We start from the raw sequence: 12,205 nt of genomic DNA on the forward strand, positions 1-12,205 counted from the left end.
ACATTTACCGACATCGGCCAAGCGGTCTCCCCAGTCACCGAGGTGGCGGTGTGGGGGTCGTGGGCCGAGGCGGATACGGCGCTGGGCAGGCGTGGCCTGTCGATCGCTTTGCCGTTCGTGTTGGCTTCGCTGTTGATCGGTATTGTCGTGGCCTTTGCCGCGCGTGGCAAGTCCGTCAACGCCTCGGGTTATCGCCTCGTCGCGGCGAGCGGTATCGCTGGCCCGTTGCTGGTCACCGTCGCGCACTTGGTGGGCGGCCCGACCAGCACTTCCGATATGGAGTCGATGGCCGTCGCGCTGGTGGGTCCCTATGCGGTTATTGCGGGCCTGCTCGGTTCGTTGCTGGTCTCGGCCCTTCCGCGTGTCGGTGGGGCGGTGGACGACACGCTTCCGGAGCGCTCCCCTGCCGAGCCAGCCACGGAGCCTGCGCGCGAGACGGTTCCGGCCGCCGCGGCGAGTTCGGGCGGCACGTATTGGTCGAGTTCGACCGAATCGGGCGAGACGGTGCAGACGTTGCCTGGCAGCCCCGCCGAGGAATCCTCGGAGCCGATCGTGGGATCGAGCGAACCTCTCGAGGTCAGCGAAGCTGATGTCGACGCCGCAGAGGTCTCATCGGCCGACGAGACCGAGGATTGGGTTAGTGGCCTCAAGGAAGACGACGAGCCCAAACCGAAGGGCCGCAAGCCGCGTAAGAAGCCGAAGAAGAAAAAGTCCGACGACGAACAGTTAGGCCCCAGGCTTTTTCCAGATTGCGTGGTGGGACGGAAGCGTCCTTCCGTCCCACCACATTCACAGTTTTCTACAGCGCCCATTCGTGGACCGGCAGGCCGGTCGAGGATTGGGCGATGTAGTCAAGCATCATGGCGCGCAACGCGTCGTGACGCTCCAACCGGTCACGATGTTCCGCCATCGCCACCCGGGCTACTTGCCACGACGCGCCATTGACTCCACGTCGACACCTCTGTTCGATGATTCCCAGGTAACGAGCGCTGTCTTCAGCTGCCACACCCATGGCGCTGAGTCCTTGCTCGGCGGCGGGCAGCAACGTCTCCAATAGCAGCTTGCGACCCGGCTGCCACCCGAATTCGGGCCAGTATTGGTCCGCGTTGATCCCGTGGCGGGCGGCGATTTGAAAGTTGCGAGAGGCTAGCTGGAAGTCCATTCGCTTCCAGACAGGGTTGTCCTCATGCACCAGGTAGTGCACTAGTCCGTGGTACAGCGCCATATTGGCGCAGACATCGGCAGTGGTGGGGCCAGCCGGTACCACGCGGTTCTCGACCCGCAGATGGGGTACACCTGCGTGAATGTCGTAGATGGGGCGATTCCAACGGTAGATGGTGCCGTTGTGGAATCGCAGTTCCTTGAGCTCGGGCACTCGACCGTCTCGCAGATCGGCGAGGGGGTCGTCGTCCGAGCAATGTGGTAAAAGCGGGTGGAAGTGATAGTTGTTCTCTCTATAGAGGTCAATGATGTTATTGACCCATTCGCGACCGAACCAGACTCGGGGGATCGCCCCACTGGCGCGCTCGGATGCGATTCGGGTGTCAGTTCCCTGTTCGAACAGCTTGATGCGGGTCTCCGCCCATAGATGTCGTCCGAACAGGTATGGCGAATTGGCACCGACGACCAGTTGGAGGCCCGCGATGGCTTGCGAGGCGTTCCAGTAGCGCGCGAAGTCCTCGGGCGTCGTTTGGATATGGAATTGAACGCTGGTGTTCGCCGCTTCAGGGGCTATCGTGTCGAACCTACGCCGAATTGCTTCGGCTCCAACGATATCGATAAGGATCTGCTCTCCGCGCGAGCTCATGATCGCTTCGTCGAGAAGTCGGTAACGTTCGCCTTGCGAGAGGATGTTTTCGCGTAGGTGGTCGACGAATAGGGTCGGCAGGGTGCCTATCGCGCAGGCAAGACTATCGGTTTTGGCGGCACATTCACGCACCGCTTTGACCGCCTGTTGAATATCGGCCTCGTATTCGGTCAAGCCACGCCCGGAGATGCCGCGCGGGGGCATATTGATCTCCAGATTGAAGCTTCCCAGTTCCTGTTGCGCGCTAAAGGGTGCGGCATGTTCGCCGTGAGGGGCGACGGCCTCTTTCAGATGGTGCAGAACCGCTAGAGAGGTGTAGGCCGGATGACCGTAGCGGTCGACTAGGTCGAGTTCTAGCTCTAGTCCGGTCATCGGACGATGGTCACTAAATCGGTGCGTGTCGTACTGCATCTCCTCCAGCGCTTGTAGGGACACTTTCAGTTTGCGTCGATATTCGTCGACGTCGCAGCGCGTCTTGACATCGCTGTCAATTTCTTCGCCCATATGGCCCTCCCGGTCCACTGCGGCGTTGTGTGCCAACGCAAGCAGACATGCCTTGTGAATGCGGTGTCCTGGGTGGGACAACGTCGCCCAGGGAAAGCCTCTTCGCGAGTGAGGACTGAGCGGGCTTTGCTGCCGCGGTCCGTCGCCTAGACGCCATTGTGTGGACGTTGTCCCTCGTTGTGCGGCACTTTGAGGTGGGAACTCCTCAGAAATGCCTTTTGCGACACTGCCCCTGTGAAGGCAAAGTCACCCGTGGATGACCACTGGGTGACATGTCAGTCCGAATTGGCTTAATTTCAGCTGATATTACGACTGACCCAACACGGTAAGTGTCAGAAGATTGACAAACTATCGTCCGCGAATCGTCGCTATAGAAGCGTTTTCAGGCCGTGAGGCAATAGAAATGCAGGGTGTTGGGCATATTGCGAAGCGGCACGGATCTGAAAAAAATTCAACCGAACGCAGTCGATTCACCACCTAAAGCGATGGTCATCAATATTACGTCGGGCTTTGCACTTGCGGCACCCTCAATCCGGCACAGGGCAGCCGCCCCGTCAGGATCGCCATTCGCAGCATCTGCGTGGTCACCATCAAGTCAAAGATGAAGAGCGCATCGTCCAACGCGCTCGTAAACGTCGCGGGCAACGGCATCGCGAACGTGATCCGGCCTGACCACATCCACGGCCAAGCCGATGAACTTCACGAACGCACAGGATCGATCTGACAACACCAGCGCCGCTTGCCTCCTCGCCGAACTCATCCGACATTCCCAGGGCCGCCAGATCCGCCCGCTGGTGAGTATCCGCCACTACTGTGTTCTCAGTCTTGGGTGGGCGCGCCTCGGATCGGCCAGCGGCCGCGGCCACCAGATACGCCACGGGCGCTCTGTCCCCTCACCAGGCGCGCCGCACCTTCGGCCTTGAATCATCCTCCCGCCAGCGCAAGACCCGTCCTTTGATGCACCGGCTACGAAGCAAGAAAGAGAACTCCACGACCACTCACAAACCCGAAGGGCTCTCGTGGCTAGAAAACTAGACCCCAAAGCTCACGTCGTCACCATCGAAAAGATCTCCCTCGCCAGAAAGCACGCCCAGCCACCGGCGCACAACTTTGACCGCCCTGGCCAGCAAATACTAGTCGGCGTTCACGCCCGGGACGACAGTTCCGAGCAGGTCACCCATTGGGGCCAAGTAGACATAGATGCCCTTGAGACCGACATGGTGTGGGAAGAACTCACGTCGTTGGCCAAAGCGCTCCCCGGCACTGCTATCAACCGCACGTCATGGAAGGTCACTTCCGGCGTTCCGGCCGCGGCAGAGGCGATCAATGGCGCGCTGGCATCCCTGGTGAGGTCGCAAGACCCACCGAGCTTGAGCAGTCTTCGGAGATTGGTTCACCGCCCGCTCAAAGAAGTCGACGAGGTTGAACTTGCCACCTCGGCGCAAGAGTATGCGGTATATCCCGAAACCAGACCTGACATTGGCGCCGCGCAAAACGACTATTCGCACTACCTGATTCCCGGGGCGATGGAAGGCCCCAATGGGACCTCGCTGCGCGAGGAGACAGCCCTGCGGATGGGGCTGGAGGTCTTGAGGTTGTCACGAAACACTGTGGCCGTATCGGTCCCAGGCGAGGATGTGACCTTGCTGTTTGAGCAAGGTCGCGCTCCCTTGATGAGTCACGGGGCAACCAGCCTAGTGGCAGACAAGGGAATAACCCGAAAAATACTAAAGCGGCATCGGATACCGGTCGCGCCCGGCTTCACCACCTCACAAACCAGGCTTTCAAACTTTAAGGACAAAGTTTCAAAACTTGGGTTTCCGCTGGTCGTCAAACCAGCACGCGGATCGAAAGGCGAAGGAATCACCACCGGCATCGAGCAATGGGACGACCTTGAAAAAGCAGTCGGAGCCGCTCACGATTCACGATTCCGAGGAAACAAGATTGTGGTCGAACGTCATATGCAGGGCGAAGATTACCGATTCTTGTGCACTCAAAATTCCGCTCTCTCCATTACTCGTCGGCAACGCGCATCAGTTCTGGGAAACGGACACAATTCGGTCCTAGAGCTCATCACGCTCCACAATGTTGGAAGACGAAAGGTGCCCTCGTGCCGAGGAACACTGATTCACCCCAATGAGGAGGTGCGATCATGGATAACCTCGCAAGGCCATGACCTCAATTCGATTCCGCGCTCCGGAGAACGGGTGTTCTTGGCCGGAGTCAACAACGTCAGCCAAGGCGGGGTGGGGGTCGAGGTGCTCGACGAAACACACCCGACATTGACCGCGCTGGCGATAAAGTCCTTGCGAGCGACCGGGCTGAATTTCGGGGGCGTCGACATGATCATTCCCAATCACCGGCTGCCCGCTGACGAACAAGCCATTGCCGTGACGGAGGTAAACACCTCCCCCAGCCTGACCGGTCATTTCTTTCCCAACTTCGGCCCAGGGCGGGACGTGTTCGCCGAATTCCTACGTCAGCATCTAGCGCGGCACGACATTGACGTACCACCAATGCAGGAGAAGCTCTGTGTCCAGGTCAGCATTCGGGGGCATGTAGCTGGCGTCGGCTACGGGTCGTGGATGGCCGCGGCTGCCACGGAGCTCGATGTCGACGGCAGCATCCGTGTGGATGACCTCGGCCACCGGGCCGAGGCGATTCTCTACGGCGAGGCGAGGGCCGTCTCCACCATCGTCAGACGCAGCATTGAGGGCCCTCCGGAAGCCTCACCAGCGGAGGTGTTCACCCGCAGGTTCGCCACGGTCCCCGAACGCGGGTTTTCAGTCATAGGGCACTAAATGACGTTGCCGAGACCTGGCGGGTTATTGCTGGCTTTAGTGGCTTCACACTTGCGCAGGTGCCTGTTGGTGGGCCCAGGCCCGCACAATGTCGCGCACGGACAAGATCCCGACGGGAGTCGAGTCGTCCATGACGATCAAGTGGCGGAAACCGCCCCGCAGCATGGCCTCGGCCGCTTTCAGCAACGTCCAGTCGGGGCCCGCGTAGACCAAATCGCTGGTCAAATGAGCCGCCGCGTGTTCGACATCCGGGTCCAAGCCCGCCCCTATGGCATTGAGAATGTCGCGTTCGGTCAAGATCCCGTGCCCGACCGCATCGGGGTCCACCACCACCGCTGAGCCCACTCGGCGCCTGGCCATAAGCGCCGAAGCCTGCCTCAGTGTATGAGCCGGTCCGATTGACAAGACGATTTCACTCATCGCATCCGCTACCCGCATGTCATACCTCCCACCGCACAGTCATATCGATTGATGTGAATGACCCAATTGTCCCTGTTGCGCGGCCGTAATGAAACCGTTAACCAGAGAAAGGCTCGAAATTGACACCGTCAGCGCCCACGCCCGCCACGACCGCCCCACCGACCTCGACTGCACCGGGCCCATGTTCCGGATAGGGCTGCACTGGCGCCCGATAAGATGCGCTCGTGACGACGCGACCCACACTCACCACCGCCGATTTCCACTCCCACTTGCGCGGAGGTGGCCTGTTCACCATGGCCAACCAGCGCGGCGCGGCCTACTTCTCCCTGGCCGCCTACCGCCTGGGGTGGGCACCCACGCACCTCACCCTCATCAATTTGTTCCTTGGCCTGTCGGCTTCGGCACTGGTCATCGGATACGCCGGCCCGGCCGCCGAAAGCGGTTGGGCCTGGTGGCCTATCGCCCTCGCCGTGACGCTGATGTGGCAGGTCGCATACATGTTCGACTGCGCCGACGGGCAGTTGGCTCGCGCCACCGGCACCGGCTCAGCGGCAGGGGCTCGCGTCGACATCCTGTGCGACGTGGCCATCCAGGCCTCATTCGTCGCCGCCATCGTCACAGTTGTCCACGCCTACTGGCCCCACACCCCGGTGTGGATCTCGGCGGCGTTCGCCGCCTTGTGGATGGTCAACCTCGTGACGTCGGTCCTGGCTTCCTCCGACACCCACGACTCGCTCATTAATAACGACAGCTTGCCCATTCGCATCGCGAAACTTATCCGCGACTTCAGCTTCATCATCATTGTCGTGGGCGTGGCATTGGCCTTGTGGCCCGAATCGCTCCTGGGCATCATGATCTTCTTCGGAGCCGTCAACGGCCTCTTCCTTCTAGCCAGCATCGCCGTCGCCGCCCGCAAGGCGCTACGCCCCGCCGCAGTAGCCAGCCACGACACCGGCGAGTAGCCGCAACAACCTGGGGGGCCCATTTCGGCACCGTCACCCGCGCCGTTGGTAGCCCTCGATCACGTCGCGATATATGTCCAAAAGCTGTTCAAAGACCACTGTCGGTGAAAACACCCGCTCATAGCGATCCCGAGCATTGGCCGCGAAGCTAGCCTGGTCACGCCACATTGTGCGCAGCGCGGCGAGGAGCTCCTCCGCCTCGGGCCTCACTGCGATCCCAGCTGGCCGCTCGGTGTCGACCCCGGCGATGAACGGGGCCCCGCCCAACGTGGTGGCCAGGATCGCGCGTCCTGTGGCGAGCGCCTCCAAACAGGTCGTGGGCAAGACGTCCTCCCATTCGGAGGGCACCGTCATGATCGAACTGGCCGCCATCGCCTTTTGCATCCCGTCGCGGTCCAGCGCTCCCAGATACTCGACATCGCTACGGTCGGCCGCAGCCCTCTCGACCTCGGATCGCAACGGCCCATCCCCCGCGATCCGCAAAATTCCGTTACTGCCAGGTTCAAGCCTGCGCCAAGCCGAAAGCAACGTAGCGATACCTTTTTCAGGCACCAGCCGGGCGGCGAAAAGGAACCCCGAGCCCAGCTTCGGTGGAGTCCCCGGGTCTGGGATGGCGTTGGGCTTGACGCGGATCTGTTCATCACTCATGCCGATGGACCGCAGATAGGAGGCTATGCCGTCGGTCAAGGCTATGAAACGGTCAACCGAACGCCACGTGTCGCGGTGAGCCCCCAGCGAGGTGGCCATGACCGCCGACTGGGCCCGCGAACCCCGGTAGCAACCATGCACGAGACCGGGGATGTTCCACCGTTTTCCATGGCAGTCATAACAGAGTGCGCCATCTCGGAAGTACAGGCCATTCATGCAATCGTGGCGATAGTTGTGGATCGTCTGCACCACTGGGATGCCGCTGGCATGCGCGGTGCGAACCACGGCTGGCGACAACAAAGGATAGGAATTGTGCAGATGCATGAGGTCGGGTTTCTCGGCCCGAATCGTCTCGGCCAGTTCCCTTTGCGCGCCGCGCGCGTAGATGGGCTTGCCAACGAGCGCGAGCTTGCCCGCCGGGGTAAAGGAGGCGATGTCGTCGGAGTCACGCTGAAAATCGACCACCTCCACCCCCGCCTGGCGCAATTGCCCGATTTCGGCATCGACGATGATGTTCTCGCCCGAAGGCTGGGCAGAGGAATACCGGTTGTGGGCAATGAGGACTTTCAATCTCGCTCCCGCATACATTGCGCAACGGATTGATAAACAAAGATCAATACGCTGCATGACTTGACCGACACAAGCGGTTGTTCCGACCGCCTGGAGGTGGAGGACACATATTCCACACAGGCCAATTGATGGTCGGGTAAATATACTCTTCGGAGCGGACCAGTGTAAGTTGTCCTATATTGCGACAGCGGGGATGGCGTAGCATCTGCAACAGATGGGCTGTCAAGTCGCAAGTCAGCACCGCAAATAACGCCTCGACGGCTGTGGTGGCACGATACTCACAGCCAGTGCCTTAAGCTTGGTTTCGACTCGCCATTGTGTGCGTCCCAACGGTTATCGGCACGTGCGTTTGAGTTGAGACAACAGGGATGTGCAGTGGCGACAAGCCTGGAACGCCCAGCAGTGGAAGGCGAACGGACGGGGACACAGGTGAGTGCAAAGCGGCAGCTGGTCACCAACGGCGTGACACGCTCGGCCTGGAACCGCTTTACCTCCAAATCGACTTGGCACCGCCCCTTCCAACTGGCGCTAGTGTTCACCGACCTCGCGGCCGTCCTCCTGGCCACGGCGATCGCGGTGAACTTCACCTCCGTACCCGACGCGGGCTTTCACCTGCCCACCCCACCGCGCCACGCCGAGCCCAACATTGACCCTTGGTACTACGTGACCGCGTGGGTGATGTTGCCCGCCATGTGGATGCTCGTGTTGTGGGGAGCCGCAGCCTACGACCGCCGCTATCTGGGGTTGGGAACCGACGAATTCAAACGCGTCGTCCGCGCGTTCCTCATCATGGTCGCCCTAGTGTCGTTCATGGCGTTGACCTTGAAAGCCGACCTTTCCCGTGTCGCCGTGGCGACCGTGCTGGCCTCGGCGCTGGTGCTGCTCGTGAGCTTCCGCGCCATCGCCCGGGCTATCTTGCACCATTTGCGCGCACAGGGCAAAGGCACCCAACAGGTCCTCCTAGTGGGCACCTACCCCGAAGCCCTCGAGGTCTACCGGGTCATGCGCCGGTCCAAGGCCGCCGGGCTCGTCCCCGTGGGCATCTACGTCACCGAAGGGGTCTCAGCTGTGCGCGGCCTGGAAACCCCAGTGCCGACCTTCGCCGGACGTGACGTGGTCGAACTCGCCGCCGAGCTCAAGGCCGACACCCTCGCGGTGTGCGGCACCTCCTCAGCCAAACCCGGCGACCTGCGCCGCCTCGCCTGGCAACTGGAGGGAACCGGCCGCGACCTCGTCGTAGCCCCACAGCTGACCGATATCGCCGGACCCCGCGTACACATCCGGCCAGTGGAGGGCTTGCCGCTACTGCACGTCGAAGAGCCCACCATCTCAGGTGTCAGCCTCCTGGCCAAAAACGTGCTCGACTTCCTCTCCTCGCTGTTCTTGCTCATCGTGCTCTCACCTCTCTTCGCGGTGATCGCGCTGGCCATCAAGCTCGACAGCCCCGGGCCGGTGTTCTTCCGGCAACGACGAGTGGGACGCGACGGCGAAATGTTCCGCTGCTGGAAGTTCCGCACCATGTACATCGACGCCGAGGAACGCAAGGCGGCGCTGATGATGGAAAACGAAACCGACGGCCTACTTTTCAAGATCAAACAAGATCCGCGCGTGACTCGAGTCGGGGCGTTCCTACGCCGCACCTCACTGGACGAACTGCCCCAACTGATCAATGTCCTGCGCGGCGAAATGTCCCTCGTCGGACCCAGGCCACTGCCCGCCGAAGACGGCGACTTCCTCGGTGATGTCCGTCGCCGCCTACTAGTGCGCCCCGGAATCACCGGCCTGTGGCAAGTGTCGGGACGATCGGATTTGTCCTGGGATGACGCGGTCCGGTTGGATTTGTACTATGTCGACAACTGGTCGCTCACCACCGACTTGCAGATCCTCTTCCGCACCATTGGGGTAGTCTTGCGCAGCAAAGGTGCCTACTAGGCACTCTTCGCCCTGGCAGTGAGCACACCCCGCCTCGCGAGACGCCCTGAGGCGACACCGAGGACAAAATAGGGCATCGACCTGCGGATATTGTCGCTTACAGCCAGGTGAATTCCCTCCAAATCCTGCTAAAATTGGGGCTTGTGACAATGAATCTGGGTAACAACAGTCGAGTACTGATCACCGGTGGGGCGGGCCTCGTCGGCTCGCACCTAGTGGACGCATGCCTCGAGCGCGGCGCCGAGGTGGTCGTCATCGACAACTTTGTCACCGGCACCCGCACCAACCTGGCCGACAACGAGCGGCTTAGCGTCCTCGACCTCGACATCTGCGACGGAATCCCCAGCGAACAACCGGCACTGTCGGAAAAATTCGACGCGATTCTGCACTTCGCCTGCCCAGCCTCCCCCGTCGACTTCGCCACCATCCCGCTGGAAATCCTGCGGGTGGACTCCATCGGAACATTGCACGCCCTCGAACGGGCCAAGACCGACCGCGCACGGTTTCTCGTCGCCTCCACCTCCGAGGTGTACGGCGACCCACTGATCCACCCCCAAGAAGAGTCGTACTGGGGCAACGTCAACCCCATCGGGGTGCGCTCCTGCTACGACGAGGCCAAACGATTCTCGGAGGCCGCCACCGTCGCCTACGCCCGCAACGAAGGCGTCAACGCCGCGATCGTGCGCATCTTCAACACCTACGGCCCCCGCATGCGCCCCGACGACGGACGAGTGGTCCCGAACTTCATCAACCAGGCGCTGGCAAACCAGCCGTTGACCGTCCATGGAGACGGCAGCCAGACGCGCTCCCTGTGCTACATCGACGACCTCGTCCGCGGCCTCATGTTGCTGCTGGAATCCAACGAGCCTGGCCCCATCAACCTGGGAGCGGAGTACGAACTAAGCGTGCGGGAGATGGCCGAGATCATCATCCGCCTCACCGGCTCCACCTCCAGCATCGAGTTCACCGACCGGCCCGCCGACGACCCCGAACGCCGCCGCCCCGACCTCACCCGCGCCAAAGAACTCCTGGGCTACGAACCTCACGTCAACTACGAACAAGGACTCAAGGCGACCATCGACTACTTCGCCACTAGCTGACATGCCGCACCGCGCCATCATCACCAGCCGCCCTGGCCGTATGCCGATATGCTGAGCACATGACTGATAAAGGTGGAAACTACTACCGCGGCCGCGCCTCGATCCCCTCGGGCAACGAAGGCGCTCGGGTCGTCAGCCCCCGTTCCCCTGCCTCAGGCTCAGGCCAGGCCGCTTCAGTGAGCCGCCGCGGTTTTGTGTTGTCCCTGCTAGGGCTAGGAGCCTCCGTGGCCGCCCTCGGAGCCGGGACCGCCACCTGGGTCTTCGCCAAAGACGTCAACGAAAGCATGAACAAGGCATTCGACCTCGACGGCATTCCCGACCGGCCCGACAAAGTCGTCGAGGGCGCCATGAACATCCTCATCCTGGGCACCGACGCCCGCGACGAAGACCAGGACGGTCGCTCCGACTCCTCAATGCTCATGCATGTCGACGCCGCAGGCGAAAACGCCTACGTGATCTCCATCCCGCGCGACCTGTGGGTGCACATCCCCCACAACGAACACGCCACCCACTCGGACACCATGGCGAAATTCAACGCCGCCTACGCCTGGGGCGGTGCCGCGCTCTCCATCCAGACGCTGGAGGCCTACACCGGAGTCCGCGTCGACCACGTCGTCGAAATCAACTTCCCCGGCCTGGTCAAAGTCGTTGACGCGCTCGACGGCGTCGACATGTACATCGAGAAGACCATCACCTCGATCCACCCACCAAGGCGCACCTTCGAACAAGGCTGGAACCGGCTCAACGGCGAAGAAGCCCTGGACTACATCCGCCAGCGCTATCAGTTCTCCGACGGCGACTACACACGCATGCGCAACCAGCAGCAACTCATTACCGCGATCCTGGACCGCGCGGCCTCGGCCGGAGTCTTGCGCAGCCAAAGCACCGTCACCGAGTTCGTCGAGTCAACCGCTGGCGCGTTGAGCGTGGATACGCAGTTCAACGCGGTGGGCACGGCACTGGCGTTCATGCATTTGCGTTCCGATGACATCCAGTTCATGACTAGCCCGAACCTGGGGACCGGATACGAGGGCGGCGAGAGCGTCATCTACTCCGACGACGCGCTGGCGGAGGACTTGTTCGCGCATGTGCGTGACGACCAGGTCGACCAGTGGGTGGCCAACAATCCCGACGCACTCAATGAGCCGACCTCGGGCGAGGGGGAAGACTCCGAAGAGGGCGAGTGATCGCACACTGCGATTGTGGCATCGTGAGCGGTCGAGATAAGCGCCCGTCACCGGCTGTTTACTCTCTATAATTGAGTATCCCTAACAAGCGGTGGCGGCCAACTGGCGATACAGTTGTCTGTGGACCCTTCTCACCCTCGTTGAGGTCCCAGGTTCAAGCAGCTGCCTGTGCGACGATGAACCCCCGCCCCAAGCTTCTCCAGATCGATCGTCGACTGGCTGCCCCGCAACCTTTTAGGCGCCCCGGAGCGTCTATATATGTATACGCAAACCT

Annotated in this window: 9 protein-coding genes; 6 read left to right on the top strand and 3 right to left on the bottom strand. The window is 61.5% G+C overall.

The features are described from left to right. Positions 1-799 precede the first annotated feature (799 nt). On the bottom strand, positions 800-2,311 hold the full coding sequence (locus JQS30_RS14825; protein WP_213171017.1) for a glutamate-cysteine ligase family protein: 1,512 nt from the start codon (positions 2,309-2,311) through the stop codon (positions 800-802). A 601-nt stretch (positions 2,312-2,912) separates the two neighbouring features. On the opposite strand from JQS30_RS14825, the gene JQS30_RS17585 reads away from it, so the two are divergent. Next, positions 2,913-3,035, top strand: coding sequence for a hypothetical protein (locus JQS30_RS17585; protein ID WP_281398379.1), 123 nt, complete (start codon positions 2,913-2,915; stop codon positions 3,033-3,035). Positions 3,036-3,330: 295 nt separating this feature from the next. Beyond that, a complete protein-coding gene (locus tag JQS30_RS14830; protein ID WP_213171018.1) occupies positions 3,331-5,112 on the top strand; it encodes an ATP-binding protein in 1,782 nt (593 codons plus the stop codon). A gap of 45 nt (positions 5,113-5,157) precedes the next feature. On the opposite strand, the gene JQS30_RS14835 is transcribed toward JQS30_RS14830, so the two are convergent. Next, complete coding sequence (locus JQS30_RS14835) at positions 5,158-5,550, bottom strand: CBS domain-containing protein (RefSeq protein ID WP_213171019.1); 393 nt, start codon at positions 5,548-5,550, stop codon at positions 5,158-5,160. A gap of 206 nt (positions 5,551-5,756) precedes the next feature. Here JQS30_RS14835 and JQS30_RS14840 point away from each other — a divergent pair, with 206 nt between their 5' ends. Then, complete coding sequence (locus JQS30_RS14840) at positions 5,757-6,494, top strand: CDP-alcohol phosphatidyltransferase family protein (RefSeq protein WP_246497938.1); 738 nt, start codon at positions 5,757-5,759, stop codon at positions 6,492-6,494. A 33-nt stretch (positions 6,495-6,527) separates the two neighbouring features. Here JQS30_RS14840 and JQS30_RS14845 read toward each other — a convergent pair whose 3' ends face one another. Then, entirely contained in the window at positions 6,528-7,712 is a 1,185-nt protein-coding gene (locus tag JQS30_RS14845; protein ID WP_213171020.1) for a glycosyltransferase family 4 protein, read from the bottom strand. Between the two features lie 429 nt (positions 7,713-8,141). Here JQS30_RS14845 and JQS30_RS14850 point away from each other — a divergent pair, with 429 nt between their 5' ends. From JQS30_RS14850 to JQS30_RS14860, 3 genes are all read left to right on the top strand, one after another. Continuing rightward, entirely contained in the window at positions 8,142-9,644 is a 1,503-nt protein-coding gene (locus JQS30_RS14850) for a sugar transferase (RefSeq protein ID WP_246497939.1), read from the top strand. Positions 9,645-9,793: 149 nt separating this feature from the next. After that, the gene (locus JQS30_RS14855) at positions 9,794-10,744 is read left to right on the top strand and encodes an NAD-dependent epimerase/dehydratase family protein (protein WP_246498166.1); all 951 of its coding nucleotides are present in this window, start codon (positions 9,794-9,796) and stop codon (positions 10,742-10,744) included. Positions 10,745-10,803: 59 nt separating this feature from the next. After that, positions 10,804-11,931 (top strand): LCP family protein, encoded by a 1,128-nt coding sequence (locus JQS30_RS14860; protein WP_213171023.1) that lies wholly within the window; start codon positions 10,804-10,806, stop codon positions 11,929-11,931. Positions 11,932-12,205: the final 274 nt, after the last annotated feature.

This window comes from Natronoglycomyces albus, assembly GCF_016925535.1.
GTDB classification, from domain to species: domain Bacteria; phylum Actinomycetota; class Actinomycetes; order Mycobacteriales; family Micromonosporaceae; genus Natronoglycomyces; species Natronoglycomyces albus.